The organism is bacterium, from assembly GCA_035945995.1.
Lineage (GTDB): Bacteria > Sysuimicrobiota > Sysuimicrobiia > Sysuimicrobiales > Segetimicrobiaceae > DASSJF01.
In genome coordinates this window covers 1-23558 of record DASYZR010000051.1, presented here as the reverse complement: position 1 = coordinate 23558, position 23558 = coordinate 1, and the positions used below count along the sequence as shown (strand labels likewise).

Genomic DNA, 23558 nt, shown 5'->3' with positions numbered 1-23558 from the left:
GGGGGAGGGGCGGGGTGTCGGGCCCCGTAGGCCTATGAGTTTGCAGGTCAAACTCGTGCTCCTGTTTTTGTTCCTCCAGGACTTTATTTTCGGCGCCTTTCTGTTTCTCGTGCGGCGCGGGACGCTGGTGCAGCAGAGCACCGTGTTGACTGGGCTGCTGCTCTCCGCGGTGGGCGTGGGCATCGCGGCGTGGCTCGCCCGCGGTCTCGTTCGGCCGCTTCACGGTCTGGTCGGCGCCGCGCAGAAGATTGCCCATGGCGACCTCGACGTTCGGCTCGACGTCACGACGAGGGACGAACTGGGGCTCCTCGCCGAGGCGTTCAACCGCATGGCCACCAGCCTGAGGGACACCGTCGGGGCCCTCAACCGCAAGATCCGCGAATCGGAGACGCTGTACGAGATCAGCCGGGAGGTCAACGGGCAGGTGGCCTACGAGCCGACCCTCGACCTCATCGCGGAGCAGGCGCAGCATCTCCTCGGGGCGGACGCCGGCCTCGTCGCGCTTCGTGAGGGCGAGACCGATGTGTTCACGACGCAGGCCGTCAGCGGCGCGAGTGCCGAGGGCTTCGCCGGCATGCAGTTTACCCTGAACGGGGTCCTCGGTGAGCACGTCCTGGGCTTTGGCGCGCCGGCCGGCGCGGACGGCGCCGAACCCGGCCCCGAAGCGGCGCTGCAGTCGGTGCTCGGTGTGCCGCTCAGGGTCCATGACCGCGTGATCGGCGTCCTGTATGCGGCCGGCCGGGACCCCGGTCAATTCGACGCCGACGCCGAACGGCTCCTCGCCGCGCTTGCCGATCAGGCGGCCATGGCCATCGAGACCTCCCGGCTGCACGAAGACGTGAAGGCGTACGCGAAGGAGCTCGAGGCGATGGTGACGCTGCGGACGCGCGAGCTCCGGGACCTGAACGACCAGCTCACCGTGGCCTCGCAGCACAAGTCCCAGTTCCTCGCGAACATGAGCCACGAGCTGCGCACGCCGTTAAACGCCATCCTCGGGTATACCGAGTTGATCCTGGATGACATCTACGGCGCGGTCCCGGACAAGATCCGGGACGTCCTGCAGCGCATGCAGTTAAGCGGCCGTCATCTCCTCCGGCTGATCAACGACGTGCTGGACCTTTCCAAGATCGAGGCGGGACGGGCCGCCCTGTCACTCGGCGATTACTCGATGCAGGCCGTTGCCCAAACGGTCTTCACGTCCGTGGAGTCCCTCGCCAAGGAGAAGAAGATCGCGCTGACACTCTCCGTCCCGCCCGATCTGCCGGTGGGACGCGGGGACGAACGGCGGATCACGCAGGTCCTGTTGAATCTGGTCGGCAACGCGATCAAATTTACCGAAACGGGCGAGGTGCGGATTGAGGCGGCCGCGAACGATGGGGAGTTCCTCGTGTCGGTCACGGACACCGGTCCCGGGATCCCGGAAGCCGACCGGCAGCGGGTGTTCGAGGAATTCCAGCAAGTGGACAACACCAGCACGCGCAACAAAGGCGGGGCCGGTCTGGGGCTCGCCATCGCGAAGCGGATCGTAGAATGGCACGGCGGGCGGATCTGGGTCACTTCACGGCTCGGTGTGGGGTCGACGTTCGGGTTCACGCTGCCGATTCGCACGGAGACGGCCGGGGTGGCGTGATGGCGAGGCGGATTTTGGTGACCGAAGACAACGAAGACAACCGGCGCATCATGCACGATCTCCTCGTCAGCGCCGGCTATGAGGTGGTGGAGGCGCTGACGGGCGCCGAGGGCGTCACCGCGGCCGAAGCGCAACGCCCCGATCTGATCCTCATGGACATCCAGCTGCCCGTATTCGACGGGTACGAGGCGACGCGGCGGATCAAGGCCGTTCCCGCGCTCCGGGACATCCCGATCATCGCGGTGACCTCGTACGCCCTCAGCGGCGACGACGTGAAGGCGCGCGAGGCGGGGTGCGACGGTTATATGTCGAAGCCGTTCAGCCCCCGCGAGCTGCTGGCCAAGGTCCGCGAGCTCCTTCCCTAACCCCCACCGGGGTCCGCCGTGAGGACGCCGCCGCTCATCCTGATCGCCGACGACAACCCGATGAACGTGGACGTCCTGCAGGCGCGACTGGCGGCCCACGACTACGAGCTGGTGACCGCCGCGGACGGTGAGCAGGCGCTCGCCGCGGCGCGGGCGCACCTTCCGGACCTCATCTTGCTGGACGTCGATATGCCCAAGATGGACGGCCTCGAAGTCTGCCGGCGGCTGCGCGCCGACGACAGCATCCCGTTCATCCCCATCATCATGGTCACGGCGAAGGCCGACTCCGCCGACGTCGTTGCCGGGCTCAACGCCGGCAGCGACGAATACCTCACCAAGCCCGTCGACGGGGCCGCCCTGGTCGCCCGGGTCAAGTCGATGCTGCGGATCAAAGCGCTGCACGATACCGTGCAGGCGCAGACGGCGCAGCTGACCGAGTGGAACCGGACACTGGAGGAGCGGGTCGCCGCGCAGGTGAGCGAAATCGAGCGGGTCAGCGGGCTGCGGCGGTTTCTGTCTCCCCAGGTCGCGGAGGCGATCCTCTCCGCCGGCACCGAACGGATTCTCGAGAGTCACCGGCGGGAGATCACCGTGGCCTTCTGCGATCTCCGTGGGTTCACAGCGTTTTCAGAGACCGCGGAGCCGGAGGAGCTGATGGGCGTGCTCCACGAGTACCACGCCGCCCTCGGTGAGGTGATCTTCCGCTTCGAAGGGACGCTGGAGCGCTTCGCCGGGGACGGGCTGATGATTTTCTTCAACGATCCCGTGCCGTGTCCGGACCCCGCGCTGCGGGCCGTCCGCATGGCCGTCGAGATGCGAACACGCGTGACCGCGCTCGCCGCCGGATGGCGGAAACGCGGCCACCAGCTGGGGTTCGGCATGGGCATCGCCCTCGGGTTCGCGACGCTGGGGCGGATCGGGTTCGAAGGCCGGTCCGACTACGGTGCGATCGGCGCGGTCACGAACCTCGCCTCCCGGCTCTGCGGCGAAGCCCTGGCCGGCCAGATCCTGATCAGCCAGCGCGTGTGCGCGATGGTGGAGGACGCGGTGGACGCCGAGCCGCTGGGCGAACTCACGCTCAAAGGACTGTCGAGGCCGGTCACCGTCTTCAACGTGCTCCAGCTCAGGGAGCCCGCGGGCTGAGCGCCGGGCGCCGCGGGCCGCCACCTCGCCCGCGCCGGTACCGGGCCGGGCCGGCGCACCTGCTTCTTCCTGCGCGGCACCCCTCGGACGCGCGGTCATCGCCCCGGCGGACATGACGGCGGAACCGGTCGAAGCCCTGATCCGCGGCATACCGTTCTTCAGCTCGCTCGACCGCCTGGACATCGCACGCCTGACCGGGGCGCTGGAGGAGGTGGCGTTCGCCGCCGGCACGGTCATCTTCTCCGAGGGAGCCGCGGCCGACGCGCTCTACCTTCTCGACGAAGGTCAGGTGACCGTGAGCGTCCGCGGATCCGCGGGCGAACGGTCGGTCGCCACGCTCCAGGTGCCCGCGCATTTCGGCGACCTCGGCCTGTTGCTGGGACGCCGGACCGGGTCGGCACGCGCCGCGACCGACGTGCGCGCCTGGAAACTCTCCCGGGAGCGGTTCGAGCGGGTGGCCCGGGAGCGAGGTCACCTCGGGCTCATGATGGCCACATCGCTCGCGGAACTGCTCGACCGGCGTTCGCGGGAGCACGCGGGCGTGCCGGCCACGACGGCGACGGCGCTTCCGATTCGTCTCGATGCCCCCCGCTCCGCTCCATCGCGGCTCGGGCGAAATCTGTCGTTCGCCCTCGCGATCGGCGTCCCCGCCGTCCTTTGGGCGGTGGCTCCGCCGAGCGGACTGACGGCCAGGGGCTGGCACGTCGGCCTCATCGTCATCGGGGCGGCGCTGGCGTGGCTGACGGAGCCGGTGCCCGATTTCGTCGTCGCGCTGGCCATGGTGACCGCGTGGGGGCTCGCGGGACTAGTACCGCTCGGGCAGGCGCTGGCGGGGTTCACGAGCTCGTCCTACGTGGTGGCCCTCAGCGCCCTGGGCCTGGCCGCGGCGATGTCGCGCTCCGGCCTGCTCTATCGCGCCGCGCTGCGGCTGCTGCGGACCTTTCCGCCGTCCTACTCCGGCCAGGCGCTCGCGCTGCTGGTCGGGGGAGCGCTCATCACGCCGCTGATGCCGCTTTCGATCGCGCGCGTTGCGGCGATAGCGCCGCTTGCGCAGGAGCTCGCCGGCGGCCTGGGATATCCGCCCCGGAGCCGGGGGAGCGCGGGCCTGGCGTTCGCCGGCATATTCGGGTACGCGGCGTTCAGCAGCATTTTCTTTACCGGTCTCGCGATGAATTTCTACGTGTTTGCGCTGATGCCGGCCGCGGATCGCGCGCACTTCAGCTGGGCCGTGTGGTTCCTGGGCGCGGCTCCCGCCGGGCTGATTCTGTTTCTGGGCTGCGCCGCGATACTGTTGGTCGGTCTGCGGCCGGCGGAGCCGCCGAGAATCGCCCCCGCCGCGCTGGAGCGCCAACGGCGCGTCCTCGGGCCGCTCGCGTCCTCCGAACGCGTCACGATCATCGCGCTCGGGGTGCTGCTCGTGGGGCTCGTCGCCCAGCCGATTCTTCGCATCGACAGCGCGTGGGTGGCGGCCACCGCGCTCATTGTGGCCCTCACCGGGGATGTGCTGACCCGGGAAGGCTTCCGGAGCTCCATTGAGTGGGGCTTCCTGGCGCTGTTCGGCGTCCTGCTGGGAACCGGCGGAGTGCTCCACAGCGTCGGATTCGACGAGTGGATCGCGAATCGGCTCGTGCCGATCGTGCACTCCGCCGGAAGCCCGGCCGCGCTCGTCATGCTGCTCGCGCTCGCGATCGTCGGCGTCCGGCTCGTGCTCCCTTGGATTCCCGCCACGCTGCTTCTGAGCCTCGCGTTGGTCCCGGCGGCCGCCAGGCTCGGCCTCGCCCCGTGGGTTGTCGGCTTCGTCGTGCTGGTCACCGCCAACGCCTGGCTTGCCCCCCGTCAGAGCGACTACTGCCGGCTCGTCCGGGACGCCACGGACGGGGAGATGTTCACCGACCGTCACGCCCGTCTGGCCGGCGTGGGGCTGACTGTCGTGACGCTGCTCGCCCTGGCGGCGAGCCTACCGTACTGGAGACTTCTTGGGATCCTGACGCGCTAGTCATTCCAGAGACACGCGAAACACGACCCGGTAGTTTGGGTGATCCACCCGCGTGAGGACGCCGTCGTCATCTGCGACAAGAACCGAAATGGGCCCGTCGGTGTTTCTTGATGGCGAAGACTTTCTTGGTCTCGTCATTTCTCGAATCTGCCGGCCATGCCGGCGCGCTTCACGATCTCGACCTCCATGGTCTCGCCCGTCCAGATCATCCCGACCACCCCCCGCGAGCGGCATGTGCCTCAGATATTGGACGACGGCCTTGTTCTCGTCAGTGGACGCCGGCGTCCCGTCTCGCAGCATTCGACTCGGGTGCGTGCTCTTCGGCTATCGAAGCGAGGCGTTCTTGGTCCCGGACAACGATTCGGCCGCGCTGCGCGTCAAGGATGTCTCGACGCCGCCAGTCGGCCAGAATACGACTGACCGTGTACGGCGAGGTGATGACGAGCTCGGCCAAGTCCTGTCGTGAAAGCGGCACCTCGAGCACGACGGCGCCTCGTGTCTTACGGCCGAAGGATTGGCTGAGGCGAAGGAAGAGCCTGGCGAGCCGCCGGCTTACATCCGCCGATACAAAGTCTTGCAGCCGGCTCCGTTCAACCTCGAGCAACTCCTCTAGCCAGCGAATCGCGTTTACGGCGACCGGCGGGTGCGCCAGCAGGACACGAAGAATCGCCGAGCTGTCCCAGACAAGCGCCCGGGAATCCCGCATTGCCTCCGCAGAGGCAAACCGGATCGTTTCCCCGAGCCCAATCCGCCCCGTCCCCGAAGTGTTGCACCGGCACGACGACGCGGAGAATCAGGCTTTCCCCGTCCGGATCTGTGTGAACAAGTTTCACCGTGCCGCTCGTCAGCACGTAGACGTCCCTCGCCGGTTCCCCCTGGTGAAACTAGAATTCTCCTTTGCGCAACGAGCGCGCGCGCGCAGACCGCGCCAGCCCCTCAAGATCCGTCGCGGCCATGTTTCGAAACACGGCGCTCAGACTCAAGAATATGTGATCCTTTGCGATCACCTTTGCATGGAGGCGGACCAAATTGAGAAACCAACGATGCCGCGTCTCGCAGAGGGAATGATGACCGGGACCTGGACGCTCTCCATCAACCTGGAAACAGAGCCCGAGACCCTTAGGGTAGCGCGTCGAATGATCTATGCCAGCGTCAAGCAAGAGGGGCTGTCCGACGAAAAGGCGCGGGAATTGGAACTCGCGACCGGCGAGGCGCCGAGCAATGCTCGGGCTCATGCCTATGCAGACGGCGTCGGTCCGGTCACGGTGGACTTCGCAGCGCAGCCCGAGGCGTTTGTGGTTGCGATTCGTAACGCAGGTGCAGCGGTGTCGCCCCCCGAGGTTCCTACATCGCTTCCATCCTACCCTGCGGGATGGGACTCTACTTGATCGCTGCGCTGGTTGATGACGTGAAGATCAAGACCGACGACGGGCGGCAAGGCGTTAGTATTACGATGATCAAGAGGCGCTGAGGCCGCTCCGAAACACCGAAAAATATGGTGGGCCCTCGTGGACTCGAACCACGGACCTCACCCTTATCAGGGGTGCGCTCTAACCACCTGAGCTAAGGGCCCACAGCACGGCCCTAGTATAGGGACGGCGCTTCGAAGCGTCAACCAAACTCGCCGCACGAACGCAGCCTCCGATCCCACCACCGGTCGCGGAGACGGCTCCGCGGCGGGAGCGCCCGGCGCTAAGCGGTCAACCGCACGCGCGCGAACCGCCGGCGGCCCACGCGCACGACGAGTCCGTCGCGCAGGGGCACATCGGCGTCGCCGGTCGCCCGGGTTTCGTCGAGGCTCACGCCGCCCTGATCGATCAGCCGGCGCGCCTCGCTGTTGGTCGGCGCGAGCCCGAGGGCCACGAGCAGGTGCGCCAATCGCATTGTGCCGTTGCGCGCCCGCGCCCGGCTCAGCGCGACGTCGGGAATCTCGTCCGGCCGTTCGTGCTCCCGGAACACGCGGGTGAACTCCGCCGCCGCGGCGTCGGCCGCCGCCGCGTCCCAGTGGCGCGCGGTGATCGCATGCGCAAGGCGCTGCTTGACGTCCCGCGGGTGCGCGCGGCCGGTCCGCAGCGCAGACGCGAGGGCGCGGACCTCCTCGAGCGGGACGAGCGTGCAGTATTCGAAGTAGGGGATCATCAGGTCGTCGGCCAGGGACATCACCTTGGCGTACATCTCGTTCGGCGGCTCCGTGATGCCGATCGCGTTACCGAGGCTCTTGCTCATCTTCTGGACGCCGTCGAGTCCCGGGAGCAGCGGCGTGAGCACCACGACCTGCGGCTCCTGCCCCATCTCCCGCTGGAGATCGCGGCCCATCAGGTTGTTGAACTTCTGATCGGTGCCGCCGAGCTCGACGTCCGCCCGGATCGCGACCGAGTCATAGGCCTGGCAGAGCGGATACAGCAGCTCGTGGACGTGAATCGGGAGATGCTCGCGGTAGCGCTTGGCAAAGTCGTCGCGCTCCAGGAGGCGGTGCACCGTCGCCCGGCCGGCGAGCCGGATCACGTCTTCGAACCGCATCGGCGCCAGCCACTCGCTGTTGAACACCACCCGCGTGCGGCCGGCGTCGAGAATGCGGCTGTACTGATCGCGGTACGTCGCGGCGTTGCGCTCGACCGCCTCGCGGCTGAGCTGCGGCCGGGTCTCGGACTTGCCGGACGGATCGCCGATCAGGCCGGTGAAGTCGCCGATCACGAGGACTGCCTCGTGGCCCAGGTCCTGAAACTGGCGGAGTTTCTGCAGCACGATCGCGTTGCCGAGGTGGATGTCGGGCGCCGTCGGATCCATCCCGAGCTTGACCCGCAGCGGCCGGCGCTGCTCGAGTTTGGCGAGCAGGGCCTCCTCGCTGATGATCTCGGCCGTTCCGCGGGCGAGGAGCGCCAATTGTTCGCGCGGACTGGGCGTAGTCACGGCGGAATTATAGCACCGCTCAGCCGGCGTGCGGGCCGGCCCCCGGCGCGCACCGCGGATGCCAGGGATCGAGAAACTCCGCCGCCTCGACCTGCAGCGTCGCGTGAGACAGTCCAAACCGCTCCCGCAGCAGCGTCCCGAGGTTGGCGAGCACCTGCTGGGCGTCGGCATCCTCCCGGATGCGCACGTGGGCGCTGATCGCGGCGACGCCGCTCGTGAGCGACCAGACGTGGAGGTCGTGGACTTCGCAGACGCCGGACTCAGCCGTCATCGCCCGCTGCACCTCGGGCAGCGAGACCCCGGACGGCGTCCCTTCCATCAGCACGCGCACCGCCTCCCGCAGCAACGGCAATGACCCGGCGACGAGCAACCCCGCCACGCCGAGGCCCACGACGGCGTCGGCGCGCGTCCATCCGCTGATGAGGATGACGAGCGCGGCCGCGATCGTGCCGACGGCCGCCGCGCCGTCCGCGAGCACGTGCGCGAGGGCTGCGCGGACGTTCAGACTCTCGCCCTGCGCGCGCGCCAGCAGGCCGCCGGCGATCACATTCCCGATCAGCCCCGCGATCGCGACGGCCAGCATGCCCTGCGCCGCGACGGGATGTGGGATCCGCAGACGGCCGAGGGCCTCATAGCCGATGGCCGCGGCCACCGCCCAGAGCGCCACGGTGTTCGTGAGCGCGGCCAGAATTTCGGCGCGGCGGTAGCCGTACGACATCTCCACCGTCACCGGACGTCCCGCGATCCATGCGGCCAGCAGGCCCAGGCCGAGACTGCCCAGGTCGACGAGGAGGTGCCCCGCGTCGGCGAGGAGCGCCAGGCTGCCGGTCCACCACCCGCCGGCCGCTTCGAGCACCAGCAACGCAAGGATGACCCCGAACGCACCGGACAGCGCGCCACGCGCGCCGCCCCCCCACGGGGACGGGCCCCCCGACGGGGACAGGCCGGGGTGGCGGTGGTGAGGGTGCGCCGTGAGGGCGTTCACCGCTGCGACAGCGTGACGATCGTCGCCCCGCTCCCCCCTTCGCCTTCGCCGCCCAGCCGGAACGAGGCGACGTGCGGATGGTGGGCGAGAAACTCGTGCAGCGCCCGCCGCAGCGTGCCGGTGCCCTTGCCGTGGATGACGGTCACGAACGGCAGCCCGGCGAGCGCGGCGTCGTCCAGGTACTTGTCCAGGGCCAGGATCGCCTCGTCGACCGTCATGCCGCGCAGATGAATACTGGCCGGCGGCGGCTCGGCCGGGTCCCATGCGCCGGGCGGGGCGGCCGCCGGTCCCCGCGTAGAGCCGCCCGCGCCGTCACGGTCGCCGGCCGGGGCGCCCTCCTCATGCCGGAGGTCATCGAGCGGGACGCGGACTTTCATCGCGCCGACCTGCACCTCGACTTCACCGTGGGCGTCGGGCTCCGCCTGCACGACGCCCGGCCGGCCGAGCGAGGCGACGAGCACGCGCTCGCCGGCCCGGACGGCGTCGACCGGCGTGCCGGGCGGCGGCGGGGCGACGGCTTCTGTGTACGTCTCCGCGGCCCGGCCGAGCGCACGCAGGTGCGCGCGCAGCCGGGCCGCGGCCTCGGGCGACCGCTCCGTTCGCAACGCCGCCACGAGCGCCTCGAGTTCGCGCCGGCCCGCGCGGAGGAGGGACTCGAGCTCGTCCCGCATCCGCTCGAGGCTGCGCCGGCGCATGTCGGCGGCGCGCCGGAGGCCCTCCTCCGCCCGGGCCCTCGTGCGGCCAAAATCGAGACGCTCGCGCGCCGCAGCGTCGCGCTCCGCGGCCAAGGCCTCGCGTTCTTCCTCGACGCGCTCGATCACGCGGCTGAGGTCCGCCTGCTCCTGCGAGAGGTAGCGCCGCGCCTGCTCGACGACGGCGGGGTCCAGCCCCAGCCGGGAGGCGATGGCGAGCGCGTTGCTGCGTCCGGGCGTGCCGATCAGCAGGCGGTACGTCGGGCGGAGCGTCTCTTCATCGAACTCGACCGACGCGTTTTCGATCCCCGCATGGGTAAACGCCAGCGCCTTCAATTCGGTGTAGTGTGTCGTCACCGCGGTGCAGGCCCGGCGGGCGTGGAGGGTTTCGATGATCGCGCGCGCGAGCGCCGTCCCCTCGACGGGGTCCGTTCCGGCGCCGATCTCGTCGAGCAGCACGAGCGCGGCCCCTGGTTCCGCGGGCATCGCCTCGAGCAGCCGGAGGATCTCCACGATCGCGGTCATGTGGGACGAGAACGTGGACAGGTTCTGCTCGATGCTCTGCTCGTCCCCGATATCCGCGAACACGCCGGCAAACACCGCCACCTCGCTGTCCGGCGCCGCCGGCACGTGCAGCCCGGCCTGCGCCATCAGGGTGAGGAGGCCGAGCGTGCGCAGCGTCACCGTCTTGCCCCCGGTGTTGGGACCGGTGATCACGAGCGTGCGGAACTCCCCGCCGAGCCGCAGGTCGATCGGGACGACGGTGCCGGTGAGGAGCGGATGCCGCGCGCCGCGCAGGTCCACGCGGCCAGAGGCGTTGAGGCGCGGCGGCGATGCGTCCCAGCGGTGGCTGAGCGCGGCCGCCGCCGCGACGAGATCGAGCGCCGCAAGTGTCTCGAGCGTCTCCCCGATCCGCTCCGCTTCTGCCGCCACCGCGGCGCTCAGCGCCGCCAGGATGCGGGCGATCTCCACCTCTTCGGCCGCGGCCAGTTCGCGCACGCGGTTGCCGAACGGGACGATCGCGAGCGGCTCCATGAACACCGTGACGCCGCTCGCCGACTGGTCGTGCAAAATGCCGGGGAATTGGTCGCGGAACTCGATGCGGACGGGCACGACGTACCGGTCGCCCCGGATGGTCACCAGCGGGTCCCGCAGCATGCGCTGCACCGCCGGGGTCCGAAGCACTTGGTCAAGATGCTCGCGGAGCCGGGCGTCGGCCGTGCGCCGTTCTCGCCGGATCTTCGCCAGGTCCAAACTCGCCTGGTCCGTGATCGCGCCGTCCTCGGCGATCGCGGCGCCGATCGTCCCCTCGAGCTCCGCAAACACCGACACCCCGTCGGCCTGCTCGGCGAGCCCCGGCGCCTCGGCGGCGTGGGCCACGAGGAACCCTTTGAGGGCCCGGCCCACCGCAAGGGTATCGCGGACGTCAAGCAGTTCGAGCGCCGCGAGCGCCCCGCCGATCTCCGTGCGATGCACCGCGGCGCGGATGTCGCGGATGCCGCGCACGGGCAGGCCTCCCGCGCCGTCGGCGAGCGTCCGCGCCTCGGTGGTCAGCCGCTGCCGTCGCGCCGCTTCGTCGAGCCACGGCGACGGCTCGAGCGCCACCGCCCGCTCGCGACCCATGGCGGAGACGCACAGCGCGGCGAGACGCTCCCGGACCGCGGGGAACCCCAAGACGCGCAGCGCGCGCGGGGTCACGCCCGCACCTCCGCGCCGGCCTGTCCCCGTCCGGGGGCGGGCCGCGCCGCGCCGCCGGACGCGGGCGGGTCGGCGAGCAGATCCAGGCAGACCGGCGCGACGTCGGTGATCGCATGGAGCCGCTCGGCCGCCAGGTCGCGCCGGGCTCCGACGAGCAGCGCCGGCACCGGATTCGTCGTGTGCGCGCGGGTGCGCGCGTCCTCCACGTTGCCGTGGTCGCTCGTCAGCAGGACGAGGGTTGTCGCGAGATCGGTGTGCGCGAGGACGGCGCCCACGAATCGGTCGAGCCGCTCGACGACCTCGACCGCGCCGTCGAGCCGGCCGTGTCCGGCCAAGTCGGTCTGGAAGAACTCGAAGATCGTGAACGCGTGGTCCCGTGCCAGCACCGCGAGATTGCGGCCCGCCGCCTCCGGCGTGATGAGCGGGACATCGGCCCCCAACTCACGCGCGCGGTCGTTCGTCAGATCCTGATACACGGCCCGCCCGGCCGCGAGATCGTCCACCGTCCGCAGGCGCACGCCGGCCTGCAGCGCGTGCCGCGTGATGGCCGCGTAACGGAGCCGCCGCGCCGCCACGGCTTCGAAGTACGCGGGGGTATACGCGTTGCCCAGGGCCACGGGCGCGCCGCGGCGCCGCAGGGTCCCCATGATCCCGTGCGTGTCGAGGAGGGCGGCGAGCGACGGCGTGGGATAGGCGGTGAGGTGCCGGCCGATGTGCGCCGGGGCGTTGCAGCCGGTCAGGAGCGCCGTCTGTCCGGTCGCGCTCTGGGGCAGCCCCGCCACTCCGAGGCACGCATCCAGCGGCTCGAGCCGCGCCGACGCCGTGCGGCGGGGCGCGTGATCCGCCAGCGGGCCGCCGAGCAACGCGCGCAATGTGGGGGTCGCCGCGCGCACGACGGGATTGACGGCCGGATCCGGCACACCGAGGCCGAGACCGTCGACGAAGAGAAACACGATGCGAAACCCATGCACGGTATCATCATACCGCAGCCCGCTCGGCGACGCCCGCGGGCCGCCCTCCCTCTGCCTCACCCTGTGGCCAGCTTGAACAACAGCCCGACCGCCGCCCCACCGAGAACGAGCCAGGCGGAATTGACCCGAAATCGAATCAGCGCGACCGCGGCCGCGAGGGCGAGAGCGGCCGTGAGCGGATCGACAATGCTGGTCAGGCCGAGCTGCCACGCCACCGCGGTCATGAGGCCGAGCGCCGCGGCGTTCGCCCCGTCCAAAAAGGCCGCCGTCCAGGGCGAGGCCCGCAGGCGTGGGACCAACGGATAGACGACCGCGACGAACACGAACGACGGAAGAAAAATGCCGACGGTCGCGACGACGGCGCCAACCCAGCCGCCGGTCAGATACCCGATGAAGGTGGCCGTCGTGAATACCGGACCGGGGGTGAACTGCCCGACCGCGATGGCGTCGAGGAGCTGGCGATCCGTGAGCCAGCCGAGCCGGTGGACGAAGTCGTCGCGCAAGAACGCCAGGAGGACGTATCCGCTGCCGTAGAGCGTGGCGCCGATCTTCACGAACGTAAGGAAGAGCGCGGCCAGGCTGAAACCCGCGATGGCGGCGGGTACCGCCGTCCCCGGCAGCAAGGGCAGGATCGGCGCGGCCAGCGGCGCCACCCCACCGGACGCCCGAGTACTGCGGCCGAATCGGGCGCGGTTCTCCACGAGCATGACGAAGAGCGCGAGGCCGAAGAGCGGGATCAGAGGGTTGACGCCGAGCAGATAGAGTCCGAGCGCCAGCACGACCACGACGCCGAGGCGCCAGGTCTTGACCGCGGTGCGGAGGAGTCCGTAGATGGCCTGCACGATCACCGCGATGATGACCGGCTTGATGCCGTAGAGGAGCGCGGTGACCTGCGGCGTCGTCCCGTACCGCACGTAGGCCCAGGCGAGCGCCAGCACGAGCAGCATGGCGGGGAGGATGAACAGCGTCCCCGCGAGCACGAGCCCGACGCGACCCGCGCGCGCGTATCCGAGGTAGATGGCCAGCTCGGTGGAGGTCGGCCCCGGGATCAGGTTGCTCGCCCCCAGCAGATCGAGGAACTGTTGCTCGGTCACCCACTTGCGCCGGGTGACCACCTCCTGCCGCATGAGCGCGATGTGCGCGGCGGGTCCCCCGAAGGCGATCCAGCCGAGCTTCAGGAACAGGCCGGCGACCTCGCGGACCGCGCCGCGCTCGGGCGTCCGCAGAGCGGCCCGACTCACCGACCCTTGACCATGTCGCCGGCCGTGGCTCATGCCGGCCGGCCGCGCTCGACCGGGTACCCCGCCGCCGCCCACGCCGGGAACCCGCCGTCGAGGGCGTGCGCCTCGCGCCCCTGTTCGCGGAGCAGTGCCGCGGCGCGGACGCTGCGCGCGGTGTCCCGGTGACGCATGTTGCAGTAGGTCACGTGCAGCCGGCGGCCGGGCAGTTCGCGGTACCGCGCGGCAAGCTCGTCGGCCGGGATGTGGCGCGCGCCGGGGAGGTGTCCCGCGACGTACTCCTCGTCGTCCCGAACGTCGATCACGACCGGCGTGCGTCGGGTCGCGCGGGCGGTCAGGCGCGCGCGCAGGATGTCCGGCCGTATGAGCGCCGGGGGCCGCTCCCCCGCGCCGTGGATCACCGGCCCCCGGCGGGCCGGCCTGCGGATCTCGAGCATGTCGCCGACCAACCCTTGGATCTTCGACCGGGCGTCCGCGAGGGTGCGGGCGCCGGCCGGCGTGAGGACGTAGTACTTGCGCACCCGTCCTCCCACGATCCGGTTCTCGCGGGCCAAGAGGCCCTGGTCTTCCAACCCGTGCAGCAGCGGGTAAAGTGTGCCGGGACCGAGCGCGTACCCGCGCCGTTGCAACTCTTCGAGCAAGACCAACCCGTAGACCGGTCCCTCCGCCGCGCGGCGCAGGACGTAAATTCTCGCGAACCCGCGGAGGACGTCGCCGACGACCGTCACGCCGCGCCCCGGCGGGCGGGCTGGAACAGCTCGATCGGGTTGCCGGACGGATCCTCGAGCAGGATCTGCGATCCGCCCGGACCGGTGACGACATCGTTTCGGAACCGCACACCGGCGGCGCGCAGCCGTGCGACCTCGGCCGTGAGGTCCTCGACGACGAAATGAATCCGATTCCAGCCGCCCGGCTCGGGCCGCCGCCCGTCGGGCATCGGCCGTCCCGCGGAGCTGGTGGGACCGCTCAGCAGCAGCCGCAGATCGCCGCGGACGACGTCGGCGAACGCCGGCGCCGCATCCGAGAGCAGCGTGAAGCCGAAGTGGTTCGTGTAGAACGCGACCGACGCGTTCACATCGTGCACCATGTAGCGGACGTTCACGGTGGCCATAGCAGGGTCGCCTCGCTTATATCGATATTCGATATTGCATTTCGATACTACCGCCGGAGGGCCGACGCTGTCAAGCGGACACGCCACCGGCGGCCGGAGCCGCGGGAGGCGCGCGCGGGCTGGACGCAGATATCTCGGCGGAGCACGGCGAATCGGACATGGCACGACGGAGGTGACGAGCGAGCGTGCGATACGGTGTCGCGCTGCCGAACGGTGGTCCCGACCTCTCGACCCTGGCCGACCTGGCCACGGCCGCCGAAGCCTCCGGATGGGACGGAGTGTTCGTCGAAGACTACATCGTCTATCAGGGCCAGTGGCAGACGCCGGCCTACGATCCATGGGTGCTGCTCGCGGCCATGGCCGGGCGCACCCGACAGATCCGGCTCGGGACGATGGTCACTCCGCTCGCGCGGCGCCGGCCCTGGAAGGTCGCCCGGGAGGCGGTGACGCTCGACCACCTCTCCGGCGGCCGGCTGATCCTCGGCGCTGGCGCGGGCGATCCCGCCGATCCCACGTTCGAACGGTTTGGGGAGGAGACAAGCGCGCGGCGACGCGCCCAGATGCTCGATGAAGCACTCGAGGTGCTGGCGGGAGCCTGGAGCGGCGAAGCGTTCACCTACACCGGCCGCTACTTTCACGTGCGGGACGCGACGCTCATCCCTCGGCCGCTGCAGCAGCCGCGCATTCCGATCTGGATCGGCGGGCAATGGCCGCGCCGTGGTCCGGCCAAGCGGATGCTGCGCTGGGACGGATGTTGCCCCTACAAGACCGGCCCCGGCGAGCCATGGGAGGATCTGCGCGCGGAGGACGTGAGCGCCATTCGCGCCGCCGCCGGCGCGTTTCCGCGATCCCGCCCCTTCGAGATTTCCGTCGGCGGGAGGCGCCGGCGGCCCGACTGGGACGCGGAGCGGGCGCACATTCAGACGGTGGCGCACTTCGGGGCGACATGGTGGACGGAGTACGTCCCGCCAAGTGACGCCGCGACGATGCGCGCAGCCGTCGAACTCGGGCCGCTGCGCGTTCCGGAGCGCTATTAAGTGGACGATTCCAACGCCCAGCAAACGGTCGCGAAACGGTGCGAATGCCATCTTGTTGCTGACACCAGGCCGGGATTAATTGGGGGTCTTATTGTGATCGTCCAGGAGGTCCACACCTACTGCGCCATGTGTGTGTCCCGATGCGGTGTCGTGGCAGCCGTCGAGGACGGCATCTTGAAGAAGGTGAACGCGGATCCCGGGTTGGGATGAGGCGCTGGCCCTGGCGGCCTCCCGCCTCTTGGACATCAAAGCCCAGTACGGGCCCGAAGCAGTGATTTTCTCACGTGCGACCCCGGCAGGAAGCGCGATCGGGGAAATCGATGGTTGGGTTCACCGTCGCCAATGCCTTCGGCAGCCCCAATGTTATGACCACCACCCATATCTGCACCTGGAATCGGTTCTGGGGCGCGAAACATACCTACGGGGTGCCGACCCCTTCCCCGGACTACGATCACGCTCAGTGCATGCTCCTCTGGGGCAACAACCCCGAGGCTTCGGAACCCGCCGCGGCGGTGCGAATCAGCCTGGCGAGAGCACGGGGTGCCAAGCTGATCGTCATCGACCCACGCAAGCATACCCTGGCCCAGAAGGCGGATCTCTGGCTGCGGGTCCGGCCCGGCACCGATGGCGTGCTCGCCATGGGCATATAAGCGGCTGATACTTTAGCCGGAATTTCCACTTTAGTCTACATCGCCTTTGTCGCCGGGGTGGCCACGTGCCAGGTGCCGTTCTTCGGGCCCGTCTTCCCGTCGCCGCCCACGTCGCCCGGCTTCGTGTCGGGCGCATACCGATACAGCGGGTGGCCGTTATAGGCAACTTGAGAGCCGTTCGCCGTGGTCATGACGTCGAGTTTCCCCGGCAGCGAGGAGGGACCCGTGGGCGTGCCGTTGCTGAGCAGCGGCGGCCACACCGACGCGCAACCTCCGGTGCACGCGGTCGACGTCGCCGTATCGGAGGTGAGATAGTAGAGCGTCATTCCCTTCGCGTCGACGAGGATCTGCTGCGACTGCCCCATGACGGTGGCGTTGCCGACGTTCACCGTCATGGTCGCCGCCGCAAGACCGCGCGGAGAAGCGGTCCCCACACACGCCGTCAAAGCGAGCAGCACGCCGAAGGCAAAACGCCACCGTCTCACCGCCATAGGTCAGCCCCTCCTCTTGAATGCAACCGCTCACGGGTGACGTTAGTCACCGTCCTGTAACGTGCATATCCCGCTCAGCGCGTTTACGCATACGTTGCTCGACTAATTTTGGATAATTTTCTTTAGATACCGGTCCCGCGTGATCGCATCGCCGAGCTTCACGTTACTCGTCCCCAGATATTTCGCGAAATCCTTCACGCAATCCCGCAGGGCCGCCAGCATGGCTTCGTCCTTCTTGTCTACGCCGTTTTCCCACCACCAGTTCTTAATGATGAATACTTTGCTGGCGCGGTCGAAGCCGGGGTCCAGGCGGGCAACCAAGCGGTCACCATACAGCACCGGCAAGACGTAATAGCCATATTGGCGCTTCGCAGCCGGTACGTAGACTTCCCAGCTGTAGTAAAAATCAAAGACTTTCTCGACCAGATTACGATCCCACATCAGGTTATCCAGCGGGGCTATCAAGGCAGCTCCCTGTTTGCCCCGGGAGGCTTTCGCGGCGGTCTGCAGCGCGGGCGCGTCACCGCGGCGCACGTAGAATTTCTCGCCCGGTACACCCTCGATACCTATGCCGACCAATTGGCCTTTTTCCACCAGGCGCGCCAGGGCGGCCCGGATCTGCCCGCCTCGCCAGCCGATGATTCCGCCCCACTTGCCCCGGACCTGCGGGTGAATGAGACCAGGGCCGCCTGCACGGCGGAACACGTGCCATTCCAAATAATCCTCCTGGGACGCGTGCGGATTGCGGGCTTCGTGCAGCTTGGACGGCAGCACGCGCCGGCTTAGTTCGAAATAACGCCGTGTGCCGACGCGATGATGCACTACCGTTTCACCGCTATAAAGAAGAATATCCATGGTGATGCGCACAGCCCGGACGGTGTCGGCCAGCCACCAGTCGATGCGCGTGTCGTCCATGAGGTCCAGCGACGAAAGCGGGCCGCGCCGCTCGATCTCGCCGCGCACCCAGTCCACCAGTTTGGCGGCGGCAGCGGTCTGCTCGCTTTCCATGTACTCCTTCGGCAGGTGCTCACGATGGTGGGCGAAATACGGCCAGTCTTCCACCGGATAGATGGACATCTGTTTGTCGAAACCGTCCAACAACTTGCGGTCCTCATAGAGCAGAGCGTCGAGCATGGCGGGCCTGTAGCCACGCACTCGAGATTGCAGCACAAGGTGGGGGTTCTGGCCTACGACGTCGATAGGGTCGTATTGGATGCAGTTCACATGCCGGATATAGTCGAGCACGCCCTGTTTCCCCGGCAATTGTCGCGGCGGAAGCAGGCGAAGATAGGTTAGCACGAAACGGCGCGCCTGGGATTTGCTGATGGAGAGTTCAGCGGGTGGCATTTTTGGGGCTGCAGCCGCATCATTCATAGGGTCGCTCCGCTGCGCCGCTGCGGGGTTGAGTGAGGCTCCCAATCACGCACGTCACACCACTATCGACGGTGCTCACGACATAACGATATGCCGGGCCAACGACGGCGTATGTCCCGCCCAGAACGGCGAACACGCCGGATGCGAACCCGCTCATGAATTCAATTCGCCTGAGCATGCCATCCATATGCTGTTCAAGGTGTTTGCCGTGAACGCTCACGCGCCTCTTCCTCTGCTCGATGGAGGATGAGTTACGCCAGAAGGGATTGGAGGCGTGGCATGTGCCAGTCCGCTACCGGCTCACCGCAGTACGATAAACGGAAACCGCCGAGCACCTGAACCGCGAGGGATGGCCTTTCCAACGCTGCTACGCTCCTCCGCGCGGCCACGTACTTTGACGACCCGGAGATTTCACCCCTGCCGCGCCGCGGCGATCGCGCGATCTGCCGGGCGCATTTTGGCGCCCTGGGGAACCGCTCCTGCCGAGCGGGCGCGACAGGCACGAAGAGTCTGCATCCACGAAGCGCCACGGCGCCTCGGTGGCCACCGAGATCCCGATGCGCGGGGTCGCCGCGATCCGGCGCGGTCGCGACCCCCGCGTCAGATACAACGGCCCCCGTACCAGATCCGCGCGGTTGTGGGCGAGCGTTACGCCCATCGCTTCGGTGAGCCGGCCCGGCCCGCCGCCGATGAGACGCGGGACCCGGGTTCCGCGCCGCCGCGTCATCTCCTCGATGCCGCGAACCGGCTCGATGGCGCGCAGCAGCACGGCTCCGGCCGTCCCTTCCGGCGCCGTCACGATATTGAGGCACGCGTGGTTGCCGTAACTGAAGTACACGTAGGCCGTGCCGGGCGCTCCCCACATCACCTCGCTGCGCGGCGTGCGGCGGTAGGCGTGGCTGGCGGGATCGCGCGGTCCGAGGTACGCTTCCACCTCCACGAGCCGGCCGGCGAGCCGGCCGCGGGGCGTCTCGTGCACGAGGTAGCATCCGAGGAGATCGCGGGCGACTGCGAGCGTCGGGCGCGCAAAGAACGCCCGTTGAAGACGGCGGCCGGCCACCCGCACCTTCCGCCCGGCCCTACCGCCCCAGGAATTCCAGCAGCGTGGCGAGCGGCCACGCGTTGATGACCTGGGCCGCGTCCATCCAGCCGCGCCGGGCGACACCGACGCCGTAGGGCATGAATCCGAGGTGCGCCTTCTGATGGGCGTCGGTGCCGATCGCCACGAACACGCCGCGGTCGCGGGCCAGGCGCACGTGGACGTCGGGCAGATCGAGCCGGTCCGGCGACGCGTTGATCTCCAGCGCCGTCTCGGTGCGCCGGGCGGCCTCGATGACGGCTTCGATGTCGAGATCGTACGGGGGCCGTTCGCCGACCAGCCGCCCGGTGGGATGGCCCAGCACGTCGAGATGCGGGTGCTCGAGCGCGCGCACGATGCGGCGGGTCATTTCGTCGCGCGGCATTTTGAACCGGCTGTGCACGGACCCGATCACCACGTCCAGCTCCGCCAGGACCTCGTCGGGGTAATCGAGGGACCCGTCGCCCAGAATGTCCACCTCCGCGCCCATCAGCACGCGGGTGCCGGCCGTGTCGGACAGCCCGCGCACCGACGCCGCGTGCGCCCGCAGGTCGTCCACCGTCACGCCGCGCGCGAACTTGAGCGACTGGGAATGGTCGGTGATGCAGCAGTACGCGTAGCCGCGCGCCGCCGCGGCCCGGGCCATCACGCCGGCGGAATCGCGGCCGTCGCTCCACTCGGTGTGCATGTGCAGGTCGCCGCGGATGTCCCCGAGCGCGACGAGGGCCGGCAGCTCGCCGCGCCGCGCCGCCTCGATCTCGCCTTGGTTTTCCCGGATCTCCGGCGGGATCCAGGGCAGGCCGACCGCGCCGTACACGTCCTCTTCGGTCGCCCCGGCGAGCCGCCGCTCGGTGGCCACGTCGAAGACGCCGTACTCGTTGATCCGCAGCCCGCGGCGCACCGCCATCTCGCGGAGGCGCACGTTGTGCTCCTTGCTGCCGGTGAAGTACTGCAGCGCCGCGCCGTACGATCCCGGCTCGACGATGCGCACGTCGCACTGCACGGCCGTCCGTCCGAGCAGGATGCTCACACGGGTCGGACCCTTCGCGAGGACCTCCGCGACCTGGGGGAGCGCGACGAGCGCGGTCGTGACGGCCGCCGCGTCCGCCGTCGCGACCACGATGTCGATGTCGGCCACCGTGTCGCGCATGCGGCGCAGGCTCCCGGCCTCGCTCACGGCCTCGACGCCGGGGATCCGGCCGAGCGCGGCGGTCACCACGTCGACGAGCGGCCGCACCGCCGCCATGGCGTGCCGCGTGCCCTGCGTCCGGCGCCGCTCGATCCCCCGCAGGATGTTGGCCTCGGTGCGGGCCCCGAGACGCGGGAGCGTGCGCAGGCGGCCGTCGCGGCACGCCTGCGCGAGGGTGTCGATGTCCGTGACGCCCAATTCGCGGTACAGCAGCAGCGCCGTCTTGGGTCCGATCTCGGGAATGGTCATCAGCTCGGGCAGGCCGGCCGGGAGCTCGACCTGCAGCTCGCGATGATAGGCGATCTCGCCGGTCCGGAGGTATTCGTCGATCTTCTCGGCAAGGCCCGGGCCGACGCCGGCGATCTTCCGCAGTTCGCCCCGCCCGGCGATCGCGGCGACGTCTTCCCCGAGGCCTTCGATCGCCCGGGCGCCGCGGCGGTAGGCCGTGACGCGAAACGACGACTCCTGTTTGAGCTCGAGAAAGTCGGCGATCTCCGACAACAGACGCGCGAGATCGACGTTCCGGACGATCATCGAGGCGGGAGCGGCCGCCTCGAGCGGGCGCCGCGCCCGCGGCGTTGGGGCGCGCGCCCCCCCGTGGTGCTCAGAAGTCCGCGCCCCCCGGTCCCAGGCGCGGGACGTGCACCGGCAGCGCGGGCAGCAGCGCCGTCTGGACGCGCTCGCTGCCTGTCAGCAAATAGGGAGCCACCTGCGAGCGGTGGGCGTCCGAGGCGACAACGTGGCGAAACGGGGCGGCGAGCGCGAGCAGCAGCAGCGCCGCGGTCAGCACGAGCCCGCGCGCCACGCCGAGGACGCCGCCGAGCAGGCCGGATCCGGGAAACTTCGCCCGGGCGAAGATCCACCTGATCAGGATGCCGAGCGGGAAGTACAGCACCAGCCAGATCACGAGGAAGGCGACGAGCCCCTGCCACGACCGGGTGAGACCCGGGACCTGGCGGAGATATTCGGCACCCTTCGGGTAGACCGCGGCGGCCGCGAGGTACGTGGCGACGAGCCCGGCCAGATCGACGAGTCCCGCGAGTGCCCCGTACCGGACTCCGCGCAGAATCGAGACGAGCACGATTGCGAGCGTGACCCAATCGATCCAGTTGAGCGTGATGGTGCGGGGCACCCCGGCCCTCCCCCTCGGTGCGCCGCCTCGGGTCTATGCCCGCAACCGGCCGCCGGCCTGATTCTCAAGGGCTGTTCGAATCCGCGCCATGATTTCCTCCGCCTCGGGCGCAGTGAGCGTACGATCCGGGGCCCGGAACCGGAGGCGGTACCCGAGGTTGCGGTGGCCCGGCGGCACCGGCGGGCCCGCGTAGACGTCGAACAACTCCACCGCCTCGAGCAACGGTCCCGCCGTCTCGCGGATCAGCCGCTCGATCGCCGACGCGGCGAACGCCTCGGGCAGGACGACGGCGAGATCCCGCTCGACCTCGGGGTATCGCGGGAGTCCCCGGTACGTGCGGATGGAACCGGCCGCCGCGAGCACCATCTCGAGATCGACCTCCGCCAGGCACGCCCGGTGGGGGAGCCGCTCGCGCTCCACCACCTCGGGGTGCAGTTCTCCGAACCGCGCGAGGACGTGCCCGTCGAGGCTGAGCTCGCCGAAGCGTCCCGGATGCCACCACGCCGCGCCGTTCCACTGAAAGGCCGCCGGCGTTCCCGCCGCGACGCCGTAGCCGGCGACGCCGAGCTCCTCGAGCAACGCGTCCAGCATCGCCCGCAGATGGTAGAGGTCGGCGAGGACGCCGTCGGCGGCCACGTTCCAGCCCCACCGCCAGCGGCCCATCACCGCGATGCCCGCGGCGCGGCGCTCCTCCGGCCGTCCGCCGTTCGAGCGGCGCCACACGCGCCCGACCTCGAAGCAGTGCACGTCGTGCTGCCGCCGCGACGCGTTGAGGGCGAGCACGCGCAGCAGGCCCGGCAGCAACGACGTCCGCAGCGCCGCGTGCTCGGCGGTCAGCGGGTTCAAGAGACGCACCTGGTCGCCGTCGGGCGGGGCGGCGGACCCGGCCGGCACCAGCGTGAGCGTGAGCGCTTCGGTGAGCCCGGCGCGAATCAGCGCGCCGCGCACGCGACGCTCGGCGGCCACCGGCGCCGACACCGTCCCGGGCGCGGTGACGCCCCGCGGCAGCGTGAGCGGGACGCGATCGTACCCGTGGATCCGGATCACTTCTTCGATCAGGTCCTCCTCGCCCGCGAGGTCGGGCCGGTAGGTCGGCAGCCGAACCGTGAGGACCGCCGCGCCGGGCGTCACCTCGCATCCGAGGGCCCGCAGCGTGCGGATCATCTCGGCACGCGGCACCTCGATACCGAGCACGGTCGTGGCCCGGGACGGCCGGAACCGGATCGGCGCGCGCGGCCGCCGGCGCGCGAACACGTCGATCATGCCGGGCGCGGCGCGGCCTCGGGCCACCTCCGCCAGCAGCAGGCCGGCGCGGCGCTGCGCGAGGCCCGGCCCCGCGGGGTCGGCGCCGCGTTCGAACCGGGCCGATGCCTCGGTGCGGACCCCGAGCCGCCGGCTCGTCCGGCCGATCGTCGGCGGATCCCAGTACGCCGCCTCGAGCAGCACCGTCGCCGTCGCCGCGGCGATCTCGGTGTCCTGGCCGCCGATGATGCCGGCCAGCGAGACCGGGTGCGTGTCGTCGGCCACGACGAGCGCCTGCTCGTCGAGCGCCCGGGGCGTCCCATCGAGCGTGACGAGCGCTTCCCCGGGCCGCGCCCGCCGCACCGTGAGCCGGCCGCCGCTGATGCGCGCCAGGTCGAACGCGTGCATCGGCTGGCCCATCTCCAGCATCACGTAGTTCGTGATGTCGACCACGTTGTTGATCGGGCGCACCCCCGCCGCGTCGAGGCGCCGCCGCATCCACGCCGGGGACACCCCGACCTGCACGTCGTCGATCACGGTCGCCGTGAACCGGGGACACCCCTCCGGATCGTCCACGACGACGGAGACGCGCCGGCGGGCGTCCCGGCCGGCGCCGCCACCGCGCG

The 23558-nt window shown here is 69.8% G+C and carries 22 protein-coding genes and 1 tRNA gene; 7 read left to right on the top strand and 16 right to left on the bottom strand.

Annotated elements, in window-relative coordinates; genetic code table 11:
• Positions 1-34: 34 nt before the first annotated feature.
• From VGZ23_05115 to VGZ23_05100, 4 genes are all read left to right on the top strand, one after another.
• The gene (locus VGZ23_05115) at positions 35-1630 is read left to right on the top strand and encodes an ATP-binding protein (GenBank protein HEV2356976.1); all 1596 of its coding nucleotides are present in this window, start codon (positions 35-37) and stop codon (positions 1628-1630) included.
• Positions 1631-1647: 17 nt separating this feature from the next.
• A complete protein-coding gene (locus VGZ23_05110; protein HEV2356975.1) occupies positions 1648-1995 on the top strand; it encodes a response regulator in 348 nt (115 codons plus the stop codon).
• Between the two features lie 18 nt (positions 1996-2013).
• Complete coding sequence (locus VGZ23_05105; protein HEV2356974.1) at positions 2014-3138, top strand: response regulator; 1125 nt, start codon at positions 2014-2016, stop codon at positions 3136-3138.
• 112 nt (positions 3139-3250) lie between these two features.
• Complete coding sequence (locus tag VGZ23_05100; protein ID HEV2356973.1) at positions 3251-5134, top strand: SLC13 family permease; 1884 nt, start codon at positions 3251-3253, stop codon at positions 5132-5134.
• Positions 5135-5402: 268 nt separating this feature from the next.
• On the opposite strand, the gene VGZ23_05095 is transcribed toward VGZ23_05100, so the two are convergent.
• Complete coding sequence (locus tag VGZ23_05095; GenBank protein ID HEV2356972.1) at positions 5403-5840, bottom strand: Crp/Fnr family transcriptional regulator; 438 nt, start codon at positions 5838-5840, stop codon at positions 5403-5405.
• 172 nt (positions 5841-6012) lie between these two features.
• Here VGZ23_05095 and VGZ23_05090 point away from each other — a divergent pair, with 172 nt between their 5' ends.
• On the top strand, positions 6013-6522 hold the full coding sequence (locus VGZ23_05090; protein ID HEV2356971.1) for an ATP-binding protein: 510 nt from the start codon (positions 6013-6015) through the stop codon (positions 6520-6522).
• 108 nt (positions 6523-6630) lie between these two features.
• On the opposite strand, the gene VGZ23_05085 is transcribed toward VGZ23_05090, so the two are convergent.
• From VGZ23_05085 to VGZ23_05050, 8 genes are all read right to left on the bottom strand, one after another.
• Positions 6631-6707: transfer RNA gene (locus VGZ23_05085), tRNA-Ile, on the bottom strand.
• A gap of 119 nt (positions 6708-6826) precedes the next feature.
• Positions 6827-8044: a tyrosine--tRNA ligase gene (gene tyrS / locus VGZ23_05080; GenBank protein ID HEV2356970.1), complete on the bottom strand. Its 1218-nt coding sequence runs from the start codon at positions 8042-8044 to the stop codon at positions 6827-6829.
• Positions 8045-8063: 19 nt separating this feature from the next.
• On the bottom strand, positions 8064-9029 hold the full coding sequence (locus VGZ23_05075) for a cation diffusion facilitator family transporter (protein HEV2356969.1): 966 nt from the start codon (positions 9027-9029) through the stop codon (positions 8064-8066).
• Positions 9026-11419, bottom strand: a complete 2394-nt coding sequence (locus VGZ23_05070; GenBank protein HEV2356968.1) for an endonuclease MutS2 — start codon at positions 11417-11419, stop codon at positions 9026-9028. Before VGZ23_05070 ends, VGZ23_05075 begins: the two co-directional genes overlap by 4 nt.
• The gene (locus VGZ23_05065; GenBank protein ID HEV2356967.1) at positions 11416-12390 is read right to left on the bottom strand and encodes a metalloenzyme; all 975 of its coding nucleotides are present in this window, start codon (positions 12388-12390) and stop codon (positions 11416-11418) included. The genes VGZ23_05070 and VGZ23_05065 overlap by 4 nt, the downstream gene beginning before the upstream one ends.
• Before the next feature lie 56 nt (positions 12391-12446).
• Positions 12447-13631, bottom strand: a complete 1185-nt coding sequence (gene chrA, locus VGZ23_05060; protein ID HEV2356966.1) for a chromate efflux transporter — start codon at positions 13629-13631, stop codon at positions 12447-12449.
• A 29-nt stretch (positions 13632-13660) separates the two neighbouring features.
• On the bottom strand, positions 13661-14356 hold the full coding sequence (locus VGZ23_05055) for a rhodanese-like domain-containing protein (protein ID HEV2356965.1): 696 nt from the start codon (positions 14354-14356) through the stop codon (positions 13661-13663).
• A complete protein-coding gene (locus tag VGZ23_05050; GenBank protein HEV2356964.1) occupies positions 14353-14739 on the bottom strand; it encodes a VOC family protein in 387 nt (128 codons plus the stop codon). The genes VGZ23_05055 and VGZ23_05050 overlap by 4 nt, the downstream gene beginning before the upstream one ends.
• A 185-nt stretch (positions 14740-14924) precedes the next feature.
• On the opposite strand from VGZ23_05050, the gene VGZ23_05045 reads away from it, so the two are divergent.
• Complete coding sequence (locus VGZ23_05045) at positions 14925-15776, top strand: LLM class flavin-dependent oxidoreductase (protein ID HEV2356963.1); 852 nt, start codon at positions 14925-14927, stop codon at positions 15774-15776.
• A gap of 320 nt (positions 15777-16096) precedes the next feature.
• Positions 16097-16426, top strand: coding sequence for a molybdopterin-dependent oxidoreductase (locus tag VGZ23_05040; protein ID HEV2356962.1), 330 nt, complete (start codon positions 16097-16099; stop codon positions 16424-16426).
• A gap of 35 nt (positions 16427-16461) precedes the next feature.
• On the opposite strand, the gene VGZ23_05035 is transcribed toward VGZ23_05040, so the two are convergent.
• The 7 genes from VGZ23_05035 to pheT all read right to left on the bottom strand — a co-directional run.
• The gene (locus VGZ23_05035; GenBank protein HEV2356961.1) at positions 16462-16917 is read right to left on the bottom strand and encodes a hypothetical protein; all 456 of its coding nucleotides are present in this window, start codon (positions 16915-16917) and stop codon (positions 16462-16464) included.
• Positions 16918-17019: 102 nt separating this feature from the next.
• Complete coding sequence (locus VGZ23_05030; GenBank protein HEV2356960.1) at positions 17020-18291, bottom strand: crosslink repair DNA glycosylase YcaQ family protein; 1272 nt, start codon at positions 18289-18291, stop codon at positions 17020-17022.
• Positions 18284-18511 carry a hypothetical protein gene (locus VGZ23_05025; protein HEV2356959.1) on the bottom strand — a complete coding sequence of 76 codons (228 nt, stop codon included), beginning with the start codon at positions 18509-18511 and terminating at the stop codon, positions 18284-18286. The genes VGZ23_05030 and VGZ23_05025 overlap by 8 nt, the downstream gene beginning before the upstream one ends.
• Before the next feature lie 147 nt (positions 18512-18658).
• On the bottom strand, positions 18659-19351 hold the full coding sequence (locus VGZ23_05020) for a DNA-3-methyladenine glycosylase (protein HEV2356958.1): 693 nt from the start codon (positions 19349-19351) through the stop codon (positions 18659-18661).
• Positions 19352-19370: 19 nt separating this feature from the next.
• Positions 19371-21092, bottom strand: a complete 1722-nt coding sequence (polX, locus tag VGZ23_05015) for a DNA polymerase/3'-5' exonuclease PolX (protein ID HEV2356957.1) — start codon at positions 21090-21092, stop codon at positions 19371-19373.
• A gap of 70 nt (positions 21093-21162) precedes the next feature.
• On the bottom strand, positions 21163-21690 hold the full coding sequence (locus tag VGZ23_05010; protein HEV2356956.1) for a CvpA family protein: 528 nt from the start codon (positions 21688-21690) through the stop codon (positions 21163-21165).
• A gap of 33 nt (positions 21691-21723) precedes the next feature.
• The coding region (gene pheT, locus VGZ23_05005) for a phenylalanine--tRNA ligase subunit beta (GenBank protein ID HEV2356955.1) at positions 21724-23558 on the bottom strand (1835 nt) is incomplete at its 5' end.